The organism is Alkalimonas sp. NCh-2, from assembly GCF_039631345.1.
Taxonomy (GTDB): Bacteria; Pseudomonadota; Gammaproteobacteria; order Enterobacterales; family Alteromonadaceae; genus Alkalimonas; species Alkalimonas mucilaginosa.
This window is the reverse complement of record NZ_JBDIUV010000001.1, coordinates 248,391-264,831: the sequence shown is the minus strand read 5'-3', so window position 1 is coordinate 264,831 and position 16,441 is coordinate 248,391. Positions and strand designations below refer to the sequence as shown.

Annotated in this window: 18 protein-coding genes; 6 read left to right on the top strand and 12 right to left on the bottom strand. The window is 53.3% G+C overall.

All coding sequences use genetic code 11. The annotated features are described in order from the left end of the window. Window positions 1–11 precede the first annotated feature (11 nt). Both proC and ABC502_RS01305 read right to left on the bottom strand, forming a co-directional pair. A complete protein-coding gene (gene proC, locus ABC502_RS01310) occupies window positions 12–827 on the bottom strand; it encodes a pyrroline-5-carboxylate reductase (protein WP_345914653.1) in 816 nt (271 codons plus the stop codon). After that, complete coding sequence (locus ABC502_RS01305) at window positions 820–1,518, bottom strand: YggS family pyridoxal phosphate-dependent enzyme (RefSeq protein ID WP_345914652.1); 699 nt, start codon at window positions 1,516–1,518, stop codon at window positions 820–822. Before ABC502_RS01305 ends, proC begins: the two co-directional genes overlap by 8 nt. Window positions 1,519–1,547: 29 nt before the next feature. Between ABC502_RS01305 and ABC502_RS01300 the strand changes: the two genes are divergently transcribed. From ABC502_RS01300 to ABC502_RS01280, 5 genes are all read left to right on the top strand, one after another. Further along, window positions 1,548–2,600 (top strand): type IV pilus twitching motility protein PilT, encoded by a 1,053-nt coding sequence (locus ABC502_RS01300; protein WP_330088068.1) that lies wholly within the window; start codon window positions 1,548–1,550, stop codon window positions 2,598–2,600. Between the two features lie 9 nt (window positions 2,601–2,609). Continuing rightward, window positions 2,610–3,734 carry a PilT/PilU family type 4a pilus ATPase gene (locus ABC502_RS01295; RefSeq protein ID WP_345914651.1) on the top strand — a complete coding sequence of 375 codons (1,125 nt, stop codon included), beginning with the start codon at window positions 2,610–2,612 and terminating at the stop codon, window positions 3,732–3,734. A 26-nt stretch (window positions 3,735–3,760) separates the two neighbouring features. Continuing rightward, window positions 3,761–4,198: a CBS domain-containing protein gene (locus ABC502_RS01290; protein WP_345914650.1), complete on the top strand. Its 438-nt coding sequence runs from the start codon at window positions 3,761–3,763 to the stop codon at window positions 4,196–4,198. 92 nt (window positions 4,199–4,290) lie between these two features. Beyond that, window positions 4,291–5,154, top strand: a complete 864-nt coding sequence (locus ABC502_RS01285; protein ID WP_330088071.1) for a DMT family transporter — start codon at window positions 4,291–4,293, stop codon at window positions 5,152–5,154. Window positions 5,155–5,221: 67 nt separating this feature from the next. Further along, on the top strand, window positions 5,222–5,647 hold the full coding sequence (locus tag ABC502_RS01280; protein ID WP_330088072.1) for a CBS domain-containing protein: 426 nt from the start codon (window positions 5,222–5,224) through the stop codon (window positions 5,645–5,647). A 57-nt stretch (window positions 5,648–5,704) separates the two neighbouring features. On the opposite strand, the gene ABC502_RS01275 is transcribed toward ABC502_RS01280, so the two are convergent. Next, window positions 5,705–5,827 carry a hypothetical protein gene (locus tag ABC502_RS01275; protein WP_345914649.1) on the bottom strand — a complete coding sequence of 41 codons (123 nt, stop codon included), beginning with the start codon at window positions 5,825–5,827 and terminating at the stop codon, window positions 5,705–5,707. A gap of 25 nt (window positions 5,828–5,852) precedes the next feature. On the opposite strand from ABC502_RS01275, the gene ABC502_RS01270 reads away from it, so the two are divergent. Next, window positions 5,853–6,704, top strand: a complete 852-nt coding sequence (locus tag ABC502_RS01270) for a hypothetical protein (RefSeq protein WP_345914648.1) — start codon at window positions 5,853–5,855, stop codon at window positions 6,702–6,704. A gap of 68 nt (window positions 6,705–6,772) precedes the next feature. Here the strand turns inward: ABC502_RS01270 and ABC502_RS01265 are convergent, their stop codons facing one another. The 9 genes from ABC502_RS01265 to hisG all read right to left on the bottom strand — a co-directional run bounded on the left by ABC502_RS01265 (window position 6,773) and on the right by hisG (window position 16,054). Then, window positions 6,773–8,461: a PocR ligand-binding domain-containing protein gene (locus tag ABC502_RS01265; protein WP_345914647.1), complete on the bottom strand. Its 1,689-nt coding sequence runs from the start codon at window positions 8,459–8,461 to the stop codon at window positions 6,773–6,775. 114 nt (window positions 8,462–8,575) lie between these two features. Continuing rightward, window positions 8,576–9,190 carry a bifunctional phosphoribosyl-AMP cyclohydrolase/phosphoribosyl-ATP diphosphatase HisIE gene (gene hisIE, locus ABC502_RS01260; RefSeq protein WP_345914646.1) on the bottom strand — a complete coding sequence of 205 codons (615 nt, stop codon included), beginning with the start codon at window positions 9,188–9,190 and terminating at the stop codon, window positions 8,576–8,578. Window positions 9,191–9,508: 318 nt separating this feature from the next. Further along, complete coding sequence (hisF, locus tag ABC502_RS01255; RefSeq protein ID WP_330088076.1) at window positions 9,509–10,282, bottom strand: imidazole glycerol phosphate synthase subunit HisF; 774 nt, start codon at window positions 10,280–10,282, stop codon at window positions 9,509–9,511. Beyond that, a complete protein-coding gene (hisA, locus tag ABC502_RS01250; RefSeq protein ID WP_345914645.1) occupies window positions 10,264–11,001 on the bottom strand; it encodes a 1-(5-phosphoribosyl)-5-[(5-phosphoribosylamino)methylideneamino]imidazole-4-carboxamide isomerase in 738 nt (245 codons plus the stop codon). Before hisA ends, hisF begins: the two co-directional genes overlap by 19 nt. After that, on the bottom strand, window positions 10,998–11,606 hold the full coding sequence (hisH, locus tag ABC502_RS01245) for an imidazole glycerol phosphate synthase subunit HisH (protein WP_345914644.1): 609 nt from the start codon (window positions 11,604–11,606) through the stop codon (window positions 10,998–11,000). The genes hisA and hisH overlap by 4 nt, the downstream gene beginning before the upstream one ends. Continuing rightward, window positions 11,606–12,676 (bottom strand): bifunctional histidinol-phosphatase/imidazoleglycerol-phosphate dehydratase HisB, encoded by a 1,071-nt coding sequence (gene hisB, locus ABC502_RS01240; RefSeq protein WP_305945699.1) that lies wholly within the window; start codon window positions 12,674–12,676, stop codon window positions 11,606–11,608. The genes hisH and hisB overlap by 1 nt, the downstream gene beginning before the upstream one ends. Further along, window positions 12,673–13,773, bottom strand: coding sequence for a histidinol-phosphate transaminase (gene hisC / locus ABC502_RS01235; protein WP_345914643.1), 1,101 nt, complete (start codon window positions 13,771–13,773; stop codon window positions 12,673–12,675). The genes hisB and hisC overlap by 4 nt, the downstream gene beginning before the upstream one ends. Then, window positions 13,763–15,142, bottom strand: coding sequence for a histidinol dehydrogenase (hisD, locus tag ABC502_RS01230; RefSeq protein WP_345914642.1), 1,380 nt, complete (start codon window positions 15,140–15,142; stop codon window positions 13,763–13,765). The genes hisC and hisD overlap by 11 nt, the downstream gene beginning before the upstream one ends. Window positions 15,143–15,145: 3 nt before the next feature. Then, window positions 15,146–16,054, bottom strand: coding sequence for an ATP phosphoribosyltransferase (gene hisG / locus ABC502_RS01225; protein ID WP_305945696.1), 909 nt, complete (start codon window positions 16,052–16,054; stop codon window positions 15,146–15,148). Window positions 16,055–16,441 lie beyond the last annotated feature (387 nt).

The following is a 16,441-nucleotide window of genomic DNA, read 5'->3' as shown; positions in this document are numbered from 1 at the left end:
GACCAAAGCAATTAAAGTGTTTGTGCCATTTCACGCGCCCGGCGAATCGCTGCCTGCATCGCCTCGCTGACCATCTGTTCCAGACCAGCATTGGCAAAGCTGGTGACGGCTTCATGGGTGGTGCCGCCTTTGGAAGTCACCTGAGCGCGTAACTCGGCAAAGCTATGCTCGCTCTGAAGGGCCATGGTGGCAGCGCCCAAGGCCGTTTGGGCCACCATTTTTTTGGCTTGCTCTGGGGCAAAGCCCAGGGCTTCGGCTTCTTGTTGCATGGCCTGCATAAAATAGAAAAAATAGGCGGGGGAGCTACCGGTAACGGCAATCACATGATCGATCTCGGCTTCGTTGTCCAGCCAAACCGTCATGCCGGTGCCTTTAAACATGGTATCGACAAAGGCTTTTTCGTAATTGGAGCAGCGGCTGGGGTAAAGACCGGTGACGCCAAGGCCCACCAGCGATGGTGTATTGGGCATGCTGCGAACCAGGCGAACTTCGCCCAGCCAGCGCTCATAACGACTAACCGGTAAACCGGCGGCTACGGTGACAAAGAGCTTTTCTTTAATTTCCGGTGCTTGCTCAATCAATTGCTGACAGACATCACCCATCATTTGCGGTTTTACCGCCAGCACAATGACATCTGCTTTTTGAACAGCTGTAAGATTATCCAGCGTGGTCTGAATGCCATAATCGGCAGCTAAAGCCTGTAATTTTGGTTCGGTTCGGTTGCTGGCAATGATGTTGCTGGCCGGGTAACCCGATTTCACCATGGCTGCGATCACGCAGCGTGCCATATTGCCGGCACCAATAAAGGCAACCATGTTGTCATTCATGTCGTTCATAATTCCTTGCGCCAAAAATTGCGGTGCCTAATCGTATCATAGTTGCGCCATATTTTAGAGCCAATGGCCAGTCATCGCTCATGCCCATCGATAGCTCCTTGGCCTGAGGTAAGATGGCTCTTAGAGCCAGACTAAGTTGCTGCATGCGGGCAAACGCTGGTTCTACCGGTTCATGCGCATCGGGCGCAGGGATAGCCATCAAACCTTTGAGCTCAAGGCCGGGCAGGGCAGCCACTTCTGTTGCCAGTGCTAGCACCTGATCTGGATTGATGCCTGCTTTGCTGGCTTCACCACTGATATTAACTTGCAGCAAGACCTTTAATGGCGGGAGTTGCTCCGGCCGCTGGGCAGACAATCGGCTGGCAATTTTTAGTCGGTCCAGGCTATGACACCAGGTAGCATGCTCTGCCACCAGTTTGGTTTTATTGGACTGCAAAGGGCCAATAAAATGCCAACAGATCCCTTCCTGTTGTGACAAAGCAACCGCTTTTTCTGCCAGCTCTTGCGGGTAATTTTCGCCAAAATGACGCTGACCGGACTGATAAGCAGATAAAATATCGGCAGCAGCTTTGGTCTTGCTGACGGCAATTAATTGCACATCCGCTGGCTTTGAACCAAGCTTAGTGCATTGCTGTGCAATTTGTTGGTAGGCGCTTTGCAAGCGTTCTGCTATGGTGTTCATACATTCAATCGTACTAAGTGAGAATTGTCATGGATATTACTGAGTTACTGGCATTTAGTGTGCAACATAAAGCATCGGATTTACACCTCTCTGCCGGTGTGCCGCCATTGATTCGGGTGGATGGCGATGTTCGAAAACTCAATATTCCAGCCTTAAATCATAAAGAAGTTCATGCCTTAGTGTATGAAATTATGACTGATAAACAGCGAAAAGAATACGAAGAAAACCTGGAAACGGATTTTTCTTTTGAAGTGCCCAACCTGGCCCGTTTCCGGGTGAATGCCTTTGTGCAAAATCGTGGCGCTGCTGCTGTGTTTCGTACTATCCCCAGCGAGGTGTTAACCTTGGATGATTTGGCTGCGCCAGATATTTTTAAGAGCATAGCTGAAAATCCGCGTGGTCTGGTGTTGGTGACAGGGCCGACCGGCTCAGGTAAGAGTACCACCCTGGCGGCGATGATTGATTACATCAATACGACTCGTTATGACCATATTCTGACCATCGAAGATCCGATAGAATTTGTGCATCAGAATAAACTGTCGTTGATCAATCAACGGGAAGTCCACCGCGACACCCATAGCTTTAAAAATGCATTACGTTCTGCTTTACGTGAAGATCCGGATGTGATTCTGGTGGGTGAGTTGCGGGACCTGGAAACCATTCGACTGGCGATGACCGCAGCAGAAACCGGTCATCTGGTGTTTGGTACTTTGCATACCACCTCGGCACCGAAAACCATTGACCGTATTATCGATGTCTTTCCGGGGGAAGAAAAAGATATGGTACGTTCGATGTTGTCTGAGTCTTTGCGAGCTGTTATTTCTCAGACCTTACTTAAAAAAGTAGGTGGGGGCCGGGTGGCTGCCCATGAAATTATGCTTGGTTTGCCGGCTATCCGAAACCTGATCCGGGAAGATAAAATTGCCCAGATGTACTCGGTGATCCAGACTGGCGCAGCACATGGCATGCAAACCATGGATCAATGCCTGGTGAATCTGGTAAATCGTGGCATGGTGTCGCAAAGAGATGCCCAAAGCAAAGCTCAGGATAAAAACACTTTTGGCACCATGGGGCGGATGTAAGGAGCATGTATGCAACTGACTGAATTTTTGCAGGCCATGGTGACGAAAGGGGCTTCCGATCTCTTTGTTACCGCAGGTATGCCGGTAGCGGCCAAAGTCAATGGCGAGCTGATCCCTATTGATGAACAACCACTGACGGAAGATGACTCCTTTCAGTTGGTTGTATCGGCGATGAATGAGAAGCAAAAGCAGGAATTTGTTACCAGCAAGGAATGCAACTTTGCCATTGCCAATCAGGCCGGACGTTTTCGGGTGTCTGCTTTTTGGCAGCGCGATCAGGCGGGGATGGTGATCCGGCGCATTGTGACAGACATTCCAAAAGCCGATGAGCTGGGGCTGCCGCCGATTTTAAAAGAAATCATCATGTCCAAGCGTGGTTTGGTGCTCTTTGTGGGGGGGACAGGTACTGGTAAATCCACCTCGCTGGCGGCGCTGCTGGGCTATCGAAATCGCAATGCCAAGGGCCATATACTGACCATAGAGGATCCTATTGAATTTGTGCACGAGCACCATAAAAGCCTGATCACCCAGCGTGAAGTTGGTATTGATACCGAATCTTTTGCTGCTGCGTTGAAAAGCTCATTGCGTCAGGCTCCGGATATGATCCTGATCGGTGAGGTGCGCGATATGCAAACCATGGAGTATGCTTTGTCTTTCGCCGAAACCGGCCATTTGTGTGTGGCTACCCTGCACGCCAACAATGCCAACCAGGCTATTGACCGTATTATGCACTTGGTGCCGAAAGAAATGCATCAAAAGCTCTTATTTGATTTATCATTAAATTTACGTGCTATTGTAGCCCAGCAACTGGTGCCGACTGCTGACGGTATGGGTCGGGTTGCTGCTATAGAGGTACTGCTTAATTCGCCTTTGGTCGCGGACTTGATAGCCCGGGGACAGATTGGGGAAATTAAAGCTGTGATGACCAAGTCGCGTGAGTTGGGCATGCAGACCTTCGATCAGGCACTGTACGATTTATACGAACGTGGGCGGATCAGCTATGCCGATGCCTTGCATCATGCCGATTCACCCAATGATCTGCGTTTGATGATTAAATTACGCAGCAACGATACCCGGGGCTCTGGTTTATTATCCGGCGTCACTATCGAAGGCTTCGAAAAACCAGATGCATAAGCCCTGGAGCTTTGTTGAGGAGAGCTATGAGCCGGATTGGTGCTATTATGAGTCGGAAAGTGCTGACTACCAGCGAGGATGCCAGTTTGTCCTCGCTCAGAGAGGTGTTTTCTGCAGCAAAGTTCCAACACCTGCCAGTGGTGGATAGTTCAGCACGGTTGCAAGGTATTATTTCGGTGAAAGATTATTTCCGGGCGTTAAGCCCGGTCATGGATTCAGCTTTTGAAACCAGTGTAGAGAGTTATATCCGTAGTCGTAAAGTGCGGCATGTTATGACCTCACCGGTTGTTACCGTCACTGATAAAACCAGTATTAAAGAAGCTGCCAACCTTTTGCTGCAATACAACATAGGCTGTTTGCCCGTAGTGGATGCCGAGCATCGACTGCTGGGTATTGTATCGTGGAAGGATGTGCTGCGCTTTGCTCTGCAGCCGAAGACCACAGCACAACCGGCAGACCCATAGATAGTATGCAAAGCTTTGCAGACCACTCTGACTTTTCAGCCGTTTCCGATATACTAACAAGGTTAGCCAACACTTTCTGAGATCTCCATTTCATGTCTGATACCAATTTGAAAACGCTGGTACTTGCAGTGCTTAGCGTATTACTGGCCATGGTTTGTATTCAATCTGGAGCCTCCATTGCGAAGCAGCTATTTCCGCTGATTGGTCCGGAGGGAACAACAGCACTGCGTGTTGGTTTTTCTGCTCTAATTCTCTGGTTGGTATTCCGGCCCTGGCGGCACTGGCCTAAGGGCCGCCAATGGCAAGCCCTGATTATTTACGGTGGTTGCCTGGGTGGCATGAATATCCTGTTTTATATGGCAATTGAACGGATCCCACTTGGTGTTGGGGTGGCGCTGGAGTTCACCGGGCCTTTAGCCGTGGCTCTGCTTTCATCCCGTCGGAAACTGGATGTTTTGTGGGTGGCTTTTGCACTGGCTGGGGTGTTGCTGCTGATGCCAGATATGCGTGGGGCGGATGCTCTGGATCCCGTTGGTGTGATGCTGGCTCTGGCTGCTGGTGGCTGTTGGGCTGGCTACATTCTATTTGGGCAAAAGGCGGGCAATTTAGCGCCTGGTGGTGCCACTGTTGCGTTGGGGATGACCATTGCTGCTTTGTATCTGTTTCCTATCGGACTGGTGACTGCGGGCAGTGATTTATTCCAATGGCAGATCTTGCCGCTGGCACTTTTGGTGGCCGTGATGTCCAGTGCTTTGCCTTATTCCCTGGAAATGGTGGCATTAAAGCGTTTACCAGCTAAAAACTTCAGTGTCTTGATGAGTGTGGAGCCAGCAGTTGCGGCGCTGGCGGGACTCTTACTACTGGCTGAGTTTCTCAGCCTTTGGCAATGGCTGGCGATTGCCATGGTCATTACGGCATCTCTTGGTAGCAGTTTGACGAAGCCGAACAAAGTTTGATCTGTATCGGGAAAATTGTTTTGGAATTGACTAAGCTAGCACTAAGTCTGAACGAGGAGACCAGAGCATGACTGCAAAAACGGTAGCGGAGTTGATGACCGCGAATCCTTTATTTGTGCGCCGTGAGCAAAGCCTGAAAGATGCGCATGATCTAATGCGGAACAAGAATATCCGGCATATTCCTGTGCTGGATGAACAAGATAAATTGGTTGGGGTGCTGACCCAAAAAAAGATGATTGCGACGGTGATGGGGCTGCTGGCTAAATACGGCACCAGTGCGCTGGAGCGTAAAGAAAAGCAGCAAATCATTGGTGAGCTCATGGATACAGATTTTGCTACAGTGCAACCAGAACAGGCACTGGCAGAGGTCATCAGTTATTTTTTAAAAAATAAACACGGCTGCCTGCCAGTGGTGGATGCGGACGACCAGCTACTTGGTATACTCACGTCTTCAGATTTTGTCCGTTTGGCGGGGCAATTGCTCGGTGATTAGAGTACTAAAAACACATTTTCCAGATTAAATGACTTGTTTTTATTTTTAGATTGGCTATTATTTGCGCACTTTGCGCACTTTGCGCACTTTGCGCACTTTGCGCACTTTGCGCACTTTGCGCACTTTGCGCACTTTGCGCACTTTGCGCACTTTGCGCACTTTGCGTGACAACGTTGTCATTGCGCAGCAAAAGGAGTTCTTACCAATGCGTCTGATACAAGGATTGTTTGCAGTTTTCTGTTTAACTACATCGTCGCTGTCTGTTGCCAGCGTGTTTGATGTTGGCTCGCTGGCTGAGTTTGCGCTCTTTGCCGGAGCCAATGGCCAGAGTTCCCAGGCAGGCTACCTTGGTTTTGGCTCGGAAAGTGATGTGCATGGAAATGTGGCAGCACGAAACCCAGAGTTTGGTGCAGGAAGTCATATTCATGGGTATGCAGCAGGTGTTCAGGCCGGGGTCGGTGAGGGCGTAAGGTTAGATGGTGGTTGGCAGCAATGGCAAGAACATCACTTTAGCCTGCTGAATCAGCAATTGTTGCACTTGTCCCAACAGTTGCAGTCGTTGGGAGGACAGCAGACAAGTCTTCAGGCGCTCCATGGATACCAGGGAGTTGGTGGTTTAAATGTGTTTCAGTTAACCCCGGTGCAAATGGCGCATCAAAGGGTAGAGATCTATGGTAACGCCGATGATATTTTTGTTTTTAATATTGCCGACTTTTTTCTGATGGATGGCGGCGGTATTCTGCTGCATGGCATCAACCCCAATCAGGTGTTTTTTAATTTCCATCAATACAATACGGCAACTGAATACAGCCATCTGGCGGCTGCCAATATCGGTACCAGTTCCATTCAGGGCAACTGGCTGGCACCTAACATGATGTTCCAGATTGGTGATGGGGCTACTCTGGACTCAACCCGAGTCTGGGCTGGCGCTATGCAGCTAAATATACAAACTTTTATTCCTCCTGCGACAGAGCAACCGACTCCAGTTCCAGTGCCAGCGACTTTGATGTTGATGCTGTTTGGACTTCCTGCTGCACTGTGGCGTCTCAAGCGTTAAATTTTGGCGTTGAGCTTCGTTTTTGAAGGTGACCAGCGCAGGCCACCTTGTAATGATGGTTACAGGATTTAATCATACCAACTGGTTAGGCTGTGCTGTTTTTTGGCGGCATACATGGCAGCATCAGCCTGGCGTAACAACTCATCGCTACTGCTTTCTCCCATAAACAATACCAAACCGATGCTGCAGCTGCACTGGTGCATGCTGCCGCCAGGTAAAGGGTAAGGGTGCAGCAACCGTTGTTGGATTTTGCTGGCCAGTGCCTCCAGTTGCTGACGGGCTTTGTGTTTATCAGTATCCATATCGCGCAGCAGAACCACAAACTCATCACCGCCAAAGCGTGCTACGGTGTCGGCACTGCGGACGCTTAGCTGCAAGCGGCTGGCGACTTCGATAAGCAAGGTATCACCGGTTTTATGGCCATAAAGATCATTGACCGGTTTAAAGTTGTCCAAATCAATAAACATCAGGCCGGCAAATTTCTGGCTACGCTGGCTGGCTGCTATCACCTGCAACAGATGCTCTTCCAGCAAACGCCGGTTAGCCAGTTTTGTCAGGCTGTCGTAGAACGCCAGTTGGCGAATTTGCTGACTGCTAAGGCTGCGGCTAATGGCAAGTTCGGCCAACTTGCTGTAGCTGTCGATTTTGTGAAGCAAGGCTTCGGATGGCTCTGAGGGTTGCTGGTAATAGATGGCAAAAGTACCGAGCACTTTGCCCTCCGGGTTCAGCACGGGTTGCGACCAGCAAGCCTGTACGCCGGCCAGCTCCGCCAAAGCCAGGTAGGATTGCCAGTAGGGATGCTGCTGAATATGGCTGACTATCACCGTTTTTCTGGTAAAGGCAGCAGTGCCGCAAGAGCCGACCCCTTCCCCGATACGAACCCCATCCAGTGCCCGATTGTAAGCTTCGGGCAGCGAGGGGGCGGCGCCATGGCGCAGGGTCTGGCCATCGTTATCAAGCAACAAGATGGAACAAATCGCGCCTGGGTGCAGTGCTTCGACTTGCTGCACCAGATGCAGGAGCACAGTGGTCAGTGGGGCTCCCTCACTTATTTGCTGCAAGATGGCGTTCTGCATTTGCAGCTCCTGGGTTCGGGCAGTCACCAGTTGCTCGGTTTGCTGCAGACTTTGCTGGTAGCGGCTATTAAGCAAACTAAGCTGACTGATTTGCAGGGCCAGGGCCGAGAGCATATTGAGCAGGGCGGGCAGTTTGGCTTCATCCAGAATCGGCACTTCGTCAATGGCAGCTAAATATTCCGTGACATCAAAGCCGGCTTGCTCAGCTTGCTTGGTAAAGTAGGCGATATCAGGCTCGGTGGTAAAAAACTGACCGATAAAGAGGTTGGCGATATGGCGGTCTTCGAGCAAGATCGGGGTGGCGCAGTCAATCAGTCCATTACGGCAGCGGTACACCGAATAGTTTTTACCTTGCTCCAACTGCAACGCAAGATCCCGGTCACTTTCCAGGCAGCGGTTTAAGGTGGTGGGGGACTGGCGATGAAAGTGAGCACAGGCCTGTTGCCAGCGTGATGATGCCAATACCTTGCCTTGCAGGTCTATGAGTGCAATGGGAATGCCCATTACCTGCAAAAAATTATCGAACAGACTATTTAATTGGGAAAAGTCGATGGCGGCTACCAATTCTTCGGCAACCGTTTCATCGGGTGCAGCCAAAGCCTGATTCCAGTCGCTGTCTATTGGGTCTAGCATCTGGATCAGGTTGGCCTCACGGTGCAGGTGGGATTGTTTTTTTGTCATGACTTGTAAATTCTAGCCCAAGCTGAGCGCAAGGGAGCGATGCAAGCATTTTTACAGTGCGGCCTTTTGCGTGTAACTGTATGCCTTGCTTGCCAGTTAAGCAGTGTTATTTGCTCAGCGATGACGCTCTTTTAACACTGTCAGGACATCGTTTAACTCAAGCTGCTGACTTTGCAGCAACACCAGCAAATGAAACAGTAAATCGGCGGCTTCATTTTTTAGCTCTTCCCGATCGCCGGCCATGGCCGCCAGGGCGGATTCGACGCCTTCTTCACCGACTTTTTGCGCGATGCGTTTCACCCCTTTGGCAAAGAGGCTGGCGGTGTAGCTGCTGGCTGGGTCGGCCTCTTTGCGGCTTTGAATCACCTGCTCTAAATCGTACAAAAAGCTCAGCGCCGGGCTGTTGCTTTGGTTGTCGTGCCAGCAGGTTTCGGTGCCAACATGGCAGGTCGGGCCCTTGGGCATCGCCAGCACCAGGATGCTGTCAGCATCGCAGTCGCTGCTGATGGCAACCAAGTCCAGGGTGTGGCCTGAGCTTTCGCCCTTGGTCCAGAGCCGTTGTTTGCTGCGGCTAAAGAAAGTAACTTTTTCGCTACTCAGGGTGTGGCTGAGCGCTTGCTGATTCATATAGCCCTGCATCAGCACTTTGCCGGAGATGGCGTGCTGAACAATGGCTGGCAGCAGGCCGGTGTCGGGCCATTTGAGTTGGCTGATGGTGTCTTTATTCATGGTCGTTTCTCAAGTTTGTTTCATTTAGTTTATGGTTTCATTGGTGACACACCAAGCTTTGCAAGCAACAGGAGCGGGCTGCTAAGCGGAGCTTCTTTGGCATGGATGCCAAAGCAGAGCCTACAGGGATGTATTCACGGCGTCTCCGTGTGCAGTCTGCTCTTGTTGCCAACACCTGTTTATTGCCACCGGGCTGACCAATGGTGATTTTTCCGGGAAACGCTGTAAACCCCTCCCTGGGCGCTCTTGAGACGCCGTCCGGGCGTCTCAGGTTCCCGGAAAAACACCATCCGGCCATCCCTGGTATTGCTGTATACCCTAGGGCCGAATTGACACCCCGGCGGCAATCAGCTGCGCCTTTAAATCGGCAATCTCAATCACCGCTTTGTGAAACACACTGGCTGCCAGAGCGCCATCGACATCGGCTTGCTGGAACACCTCGGCAAAGTGCTCAATTGCCCCGGCGCCGCCACTGGCAATCAAAGGCACCTGACACAAAGCGCGAATGGCCGAGAGCTGGGCAATATCATAGCCTTTACGTACCCCATCCTGATTCATGCAGTTCAGCACAATTTCACCGGCACCCAGTTGCTGCACCTCTTGCACCCAGTCGCGGGTCAGCCAGCGGGTTTTTTGGGTGCGGCTCTCATCGCCGGTGAACTGGTACACCTGATACTGGCCACTGGCGACATCAAAGAAACTGTCGATGCCGACCACCACGCACTGCTGACCAAAGGTATCGTGCAGCTCGCGCACCAGCTCTGGCCTAAGCAGGGCAGGGCTATTGACCGAAATTTTATCGGCACCCATTTCCAGTATGCGACCGGCATCTTCGACGCTTTTGATGCCACCAGCGACGCAAAACGGAATATCAATCACTTCAGCGATGCGCTGCACCCAGCTTTTATCGACCACCCGGCCATCGCTCGAAGCGGTGATGTCGTAAAACACCAGTTCATCGGCACCGGCTTTGGCGTAGCGCTCTGCCAAAGGCACGATATCGCCGACAATTTCGTGGTTGCGAAATTGCACCCCTTTGACGACTTTACCATCCCGCACATCCAGGCAGGGAATTATCCGTTTTGCCAGCATGCTATGGCCTCCTCCAAGGTAAACTTGCCTTCCAGTAACGAGCGGCCCAGGATCACACCGGCCACGCCCGAGCCACGCAGGGCACGGATATCGTCCAGGCAGCCAATGCCGCCGGACGCCTGCCAGGCAATCTGTGGGTAAGCCTTGGTCAGCTCCTGATACAAAGCGACATTGGAGCCGCTTAAGGTGCCATCTTTGCTGATATCGGTGCAAAGCACATGTTTGGCGCCGGCGGCAATAAAGCCATCCAGTACCTGCTCTAAGGTCACATTGGAAGCTTCAATCCAGCCATGGCTGGGCAGGGTTTTCTCGCCTTCAGCGTTAATGGCCACATCCAAGGCCAGCACAATGCGTTCACCGCCATATGTTCTGAGCCAGCTTTGCACCAGTTCGGGCTGGCGAATAGCCAGGCTGCCAATCACTACCCGGCTGGCGCCCGCTGCTAACAGCTCCTGCACATCCTGCTCTGAGCGCACGCCACCGCCGACCTGGATCTTGAGTGGGGCTTTGGTCATCAGCTCGGTCAGTAAGGCCAGCTGGCGCTTGCTGGCATCTTTGGCGCCGGATAAATCCACCACATGCAAAATGGGTGAGCCGGCAGCAGCATACTGATCGCGCAGTGCCAGTGGGCTGAAACTGTATTCGGTGGTTTGGTCGTACGAGCCCTGATAGAGCCGGACTATTTGGCCGTCGATTAAATCAATGGCAGGAATAATCATGGTTGCCACTCCAGAAAGTTTTGCAGTAAACGGGCACCGACCTTGCCGGAGCGCTCCGGGTGAAACTGGGCACCGGCCACATTGCCTTTGCCAATCACTGCTGAAAAATCGTTGCCGTAATCGCACAGCGCTAGGCTATAACGGTTGGGAGCCACCCCAAAGCTGTGCACAAAATAGACATAATCCTGGCTATCAAAACCTGTCATCAACGGGTGATTGCTGATGCTGTGCAGGGTGTTCCAGCCCATATGCGGCAGGCGCAGGCCATTGGCCTGCAGCGGCAGCACTTCACCCGGGATCAAATTCAGGCAGGGCACATCGCCCTCCATGCTGTGGGCGGTCAGCAGCTGCATGCCAAGGCAAATACCCAGCAGCGGTTGCTGCACATTTTTCTGTACCGCTTGCAGACATTCAATCAGTTCACGCTGTTGCAGGTTCTGCATGGCTTGACGGGCACTGCCAACGCCCGGCAGCACAATGCGGCTGGCGGCTTTGATGGCACGTGGATCCTTGCTGATGGTTGCGTCTGCTCCCAGGCGCTTGAAAGCAAAATACACCGAGCTGATGTTGGCGCAGCCGGTATCGACAATAACCAAACCGCTCATTACAGCACCCCTTTGGAGCTTGGCAAGGCCTCGCCACTGACGGTAATGGCCTGGCGCAGGGCCCGGCCAAAGGCTTTAAACAAGCCTTCCACCTGATGGTGTTTGTTGCCCTCGGTGATGCTCAAGTGCAGCGTCATCAGCATGGCATCGCTAAGCGAGCGGAAAAAGTGCGGCACCATTTCCAGGTTCAGGCCACCGACCAGGCCATCGCCCAGTTCAGCGTTGAATTTAAACAAAGGGCGGCCGGATAAATCCATCACACATTCGGCGCGGCATTCGTCCATCGGCAGCACAAAGCCAAAACGGTTGATGCCGCGTTTGTTGCCAAGGGCTTTTTTCAGCGCCTGACCCAGTGCCAGCGCCGTATCTTCCACGCTGTGGTGATCGTCGATGTGCAGATCGCCTTTTACCGTGACCTGCAACGAGAAATTGCCGTGGGTGGCAATTTGCTCCAGCATGTGATCGAAAAAGCCAATGCCGGTATCAAACTGGTTGTTGCCAGGCTGATCCAGGTCCACCGCCACCCGGATATCGGTTTCGCGGGTAGTGCGAACCACTTCGGCGCTTCGGCCCCGGCTTAAAATACGCCGGGTGATTTCGGCCCAACCCAGGCTGTCACGCTGGTATTGGAATGACGGCAGCCCCATGTTTTCTGCCAGCTGCACATCGGTCTGACGATCGCCAATCACATAGGAGTTGGTAAAATCGATTTTGCCTTGCTGCAGATAGTCTTTGACTAAGCCCAGTTTGGGTTTGCGGCAACTGCAGTTGTCGTGCTCAAAGTGCGGGCAAATCAGCACATCGTCAAACTGAATGCCCTGCGAAGTCAGCAGCTGCATCATCTTGTCGTGCGGCGCATCAAAGGTCGGGCGCGGGAAGCTGTCGGTCCCCAGGCCATCCTGATTGGTCACCATCACCAGCCGGTAACCGGCGGCCTGCAATTTCAGTAAGGCCGGCACCAGGCCGGGTTCGTACACCAGCTTTTCCAGGCTGTCTAACTGTTTATCGATGGCGGGCTCTTCCACCATGGTGCCGTCACGGTCAATAAAAAGGATCGGTTGGCCACTCATGCCGTTGCTTCCTGTGAATTGGGGGTGCGCGCACCCGTGTTGCTAAAATAGTCCTGCATCGCTTGTTGCAGCGCTTGCATCTCATCCGGGCTGCCAATCGACACCCGCACCACTTCCGACAAGCCAAGCTGTGCCGATTGGTTGCGGATCAAAATGCCCTGCTGTTGCAGCGTGCTGACGCAGGCGGCGGCATCCGGGACCTGCAGCAGCACAAAGTTGGCCTGGCTCGGCCAAACCCGCGATACACCGGGCAGTGTGCTGGCAAAGGCACTGAATTCAGCGCGCAGTTGATTGATGATGGCGACGCTTTGCTGCATGCGGGCAATGCCCTGCTCTGACAAGGCCTGCACGGCAATTTGCGCCACCGGCTCGGCAATCGGGTAGGGCGCGATCATTTGCTTTAAGGCGTTGATCACCTCGGGCGCAGCCAGGGTAAAGCCACAGCGCAGGCCGGCCAGCGCAAAGGCTTTGGATAGGGTGCGCAGGATCACCAGGTTCGGGTACTGCGCCAGTAAATCGACCACTGACCCTTGCATGGCAAATTCGATGTAAGCTTCATCCACCACCACCAAAGCGCTGCTGGCAAAGTGCTCCAGCACGCTGACAATTTGCTGGCGGCTAATCAAGTCGCCGGTCGGATTGTTCGGGCTGCAAATAAACACCAGCTTGGCTGCGATCTGCGTCAGGGCTTCGACATCCAGGCTGGCATCCGGTTGCAGCGGCACGATCACGGAGGCAACCTGATTGCTCTCGGCGCTGATGGCGTACATGCCGTAGGTCGGCGGGCAGATGGCAATGCGATCTTCGCCCGGCTCACAAAAACTGCGGATCAGCAGTTCAATGCCTTCATCGGCGCCGCGACTGACCAACACCTGCTCCGGGCGAACGCCGGCGTAGCGGGCATAGCCTTCAATCAATGCAACCGGTTGGCAGGAGGGGTAGCGGTTAAACTGCCCGCTGAGTTGGTACTCGCTCGCCAGTGCATTCTCATTGGCATTGAGCCAGCTGGCGCCACCGCTCATGCTGCGCCTGGCCGAGGCATAGGGCACAATGGCCTGCACGGAGGCGCGGGCCAGTTCAGATATCTTAACGCTCATTCGAGGACTCCCCTTGTGCCAAGCCCTGCTGCAAGTCAGGCTCTGGCAAATCGTGCTGTTGTAACCCCAGTTGTTGCAAACGAAGAGAGACCGCCAGCGCATGAGCGCCCAATTGCTCGGCTTCAGCCAGGGTCACAATGGCCGGCCCTATCGACTGCATGCCCGCTGCCGTCAGCTTTTGCACGGTAAAGCGGCGGTAAAAGTCGGTCAGCGACAAACTGGACGCGGTACGGCTGTAGCCATAGGTTGGCAGCACATGGTTGGTGCCACTGGCGTAGTCCCCGGCAGACTCCGGTGTCCAGGGGCCGACAAAGATGCTGGCAGCGCTGGTAAATTGCGGCACCAGGGCATCGTCGTCGTACGTTTGCACAATTAAATGCTCCGGCGCATAGGCATTGGTGACGGCTACCGCTGTCGCTAAGTCGGCGGTGCAAATAGCCCGGCTGTGACTGAGTGCCTGGCGGGCAATATCGGCCCGCGGCAGGATTTTGAGCTGCTGCTCGACTTGTTGTAGCACTTTGTCGATCAGCGACTGACTGGGGCTGACCAGCAAGACCTGCGAGTCCGGCCCGTGTTCGGCCTGCGACAGCAAGTCGGCGGCGACAAAGGCCGGATTGGCGCTGTCATCGGCCAGTACCAGCACTTCGGAAGGCCCGGCCGGCATATCAATCATGGCGCCTTGTGCATCCTGACTGACTTGTTGCTTGGCTTCGGTCACATAGCGGTTGCCTGGGCCAAAGATTTTATCGACCTTGGGGATGCTTGCTGTGCCATAGGCCAGGGCGGCAATGGCCTGGGCGCCGCCAATGGTAAAGATTTGCTGAATGCAACAAAGCTCAGCGGCATAGACAATTTCCGGGGCGATGTCCGAAGCCGAGGGCCGGCCCGGAGGCGTCACCAGCACGGTGCGTGGGCAGCCGGCCAGCTGGGCTGGCACACCCAGCATCAGCACGGTGGATGGCAAAGGAGCACTGCCGCCCGGAATGTACAAGCCTACCGAGCCAATTGGCCGCTGGCGCAATTCACAGAAGACACCCGGCGTGGTTTCCACCTGAATATCGCTGGGCTGTTGGGCGGCATGAAAACGGCGGATATTGCCATAAGCCAGCTCAATCGCGGCTTTGCGCTCTGGCTTAAGCTCTGCTATTAAGGCTGCTCGCTGCGCTTTAGACAGCAGCAAGGCATTGTCGGCCAGGCCATCAAACTGGGTGCTCAGACGTTTGAGCGCCGCATCGCCATCGCGGCGTACCTCGGCAATAATGCCTGCCACTGTGGTGGTAAGCCCCGCCGAGTCCAGCAGGCTGGGCCTGGCCAGAGCGGCGGCTTGTTCGGCAGCACTTAGCTGCTGCCAGGTTAGACACTGCGTCATGCCTTACTCCATCATCTTCTCTATCGGCAGCACCAAAATGGAGCTGGCGCCTAAGGATTTTAATTGCTCCATGGTTTCCCAGAACAGGGTTTCACTGCTGACCACATGCACCGCCATCTGATCGTCGTTGCCAGCCAGTGGCAGCAGGGTTGGGTTTTCCGCACCTGGCAGCAGCGCAATGATGTCGCTCAGTTTGGCTTTGGGCGCATGCAGCATGATGTACTTGCTTTCGTTGGCCTGCATCACGGCATTGATGCGAGGCATCAGGGTGTTTATTAGCTTTAACTGGGCAGCGTCGGCCAGATCTTTTCGCTGAATCAGCACCGCCTTGCTGCGGTAAATGACTTCAACTTCTTTCAAGCCGTTGGCTTCCAGGGTTGCGCCGGTCGAAACCAGGTCACAGATGGCATCGGCCAGGCCGGCCCGTGGCGCTACTTCGACCGACCCTTTTAAGGTGACGATGCGGGCCTGCACTCCTTGTTGTTTCAGGTAGCGATTGAGCAGCCGTGGGTAGGTGGTGGCAATGGTTTTGCCGTTCAGGCTGGCCGGGCCATCGTAGGCCGACTCTTGCTGCACGGCGATGGATAAACGGCAACCGCCGAAATTGAGCCGGCTTAGCACCGCATAATCGCAGGGCTCGTTATCCAGCTGGCGCTGCAAGGACTCTTCTTCCAGCACGTTTTCGCCGACAATGCCCAGATCGCAAACGCCATCCATCACCAGGCCGGGGATGTCGTCGTCACGAACCCGCAGGATATCAATGGCCATGTTTTCAACATGCGCAATCAAGCGCTGCTCACGTAAATTAATTTTCAGGCCGCAGCTGCCAAGCAGTGCCTGAGATTCCTGCGACAGGCGACCGGATTTTTGCATCGCAATGCGCAGGCGGTTGGAATTTTGGTTAAACGTCATGCTGGTACTCCGAAATCAATAAGAAAAAACCCCGGGCTCTCCCGGGGTTTTTGCAAGCTGCCACCGGAGGAACCAAACATCAGCCCTCCGACAAAGCCGGATGGCTTAGTAATGATGATGGTGGTGGTGAATGAGATTCAGGCTCATCGCTTGCTCTTTGTTGTCTGGTTTTGATGCTATACAACTTATCGTATTGTGCGGCTGCTGACAAGTTGTTTTTAAAATCCAATGTAGGCGTCTGCTTCATTTAAATTATTAATTTAATTGCAATTTATTTTTTATTGGTTTTCTGGTTATGAAAAATCAACCCTTTATCAGCGGTGAAACTTATTGGTTTTGTCTAAAAATTGCTCAGGCTGTATAGTCATCGTCTGTTTCCGGCTGCTG

Coding starts and splice junctions, on each gene's coding strand:
- proC (WP_345914653.1), bottom strand. CDS start 827: ATGAATGACAACATGGTTGCCTTTATTGGTGCCGGCAATATGGCACGC.
- ABC502_RS01305 (WP_345914652.1), bottom strand. CDS start 1,518: ATGAACACCATAGCAGAACGCTTGCAAAGCGCCTACCAACAAATTGCA.
- ABC502_RS01300 (WP_330088068.1), top strand. CDS start 1,548: ATGGATATTACTGAGTTACTGGCATTTAGTGTGCAACATAAAGCATCG.
- ABC502_RS01295 (WP_345914651.1), top strand. CDS start 2,610: ATGCAACTGACTGAATTTTTGCAGGCCATGGTGACGAAAGGGGCTTCC.
- ABC502_RS01290 (WP_345914650.1), top strand. CDS start 3,761: ATGAGCCGGATTGGTGCTATTATGAGTCGGAAAGTGCTGACTACCAGC.
- ABC502_RS01285 (WP_330088071.1), top strand. CDS start 4,291: ATGTCTGATACCAATTTGAAAACGCTGGTACTTGCAGTGCTTAGCGTA.
- ABC502_RS01280 (WP_330088072.1), top strand. CDS start 5,222: ATGACTGCAAAAACGGTAGCGGAGTTGATGACCGCGAATCCTTTATTT.
- ABC502_RS01275 (WP_345914649.1), bottom strand. CDS start 5,827: ATGACAACGTTGTCACGCAAAGTGCGCAAAGTGCGCAAAGTGCGCAAA.
- ABC502_RS01270 (WP_345914648.1), top strand. CDS start 5,853: ATGCGTCTGATACAAGGATTGTTTGCAGTTTTCTGTTTAACTACATCG.
- ABC502_RS01265 (WP_345914647.1), bottom strand. CDS start 8,461: ATGACAAAAAAACAATCCCACCTGCACCGTGAGGCCAACCTGATCCAG.
- hisIE (WP_345914646.1), bottom strand. CDS start 9,190: ATGAATAAAGACACCATCAGCCAACTCAAATGGCCCGACACCGGCCTG.
- hisF (WP_330088076.1), bottom strand. CDS start 10,282: ATGCTGGCAAAACGGATAATTCCCTGCCTGGATGTGCGGGATGGTAAA.
- hisA (WP_345914645.1), bottom strand. CDS start 11,001: ATGATTATTCCTGCCATTGATTTAATCGACGGCCAAATAGTCCGGCTC.
- hisH (WP_345914644.1), bottom strand. CDS start 11,606: ATGAGCGGTTTGGTTATTGTCGATACCGGCTGCGCCAACATCAGCTCG.
- hisB (WP_305945699.1), bottom strand. CDS start 12,676: ATGAGTGGCCAACCGATCCTTTTTATTGACCGTGACGGCACCATGGTG.
- hisC (WP_345914643.1), bottom strand. CDS start 13,773: ATGAGCGTTAAGATATCTGAACTGGCCCGCGCCTCCGTGCAGGCCATT.
- hisD (WP_345914642.1), bottom strand. CDS start 15,142: ATGACGCAGTGTCTAACCTGGCAGCAGCTAAGTGCTGCCGAACAAGCC.
- hisG (WP_305945696.1), bottom strand. CDS start 16,054: ATGACGTTTAACCAAAATTCCAACCGCCTGCGCATTGCGATGCAAAAA.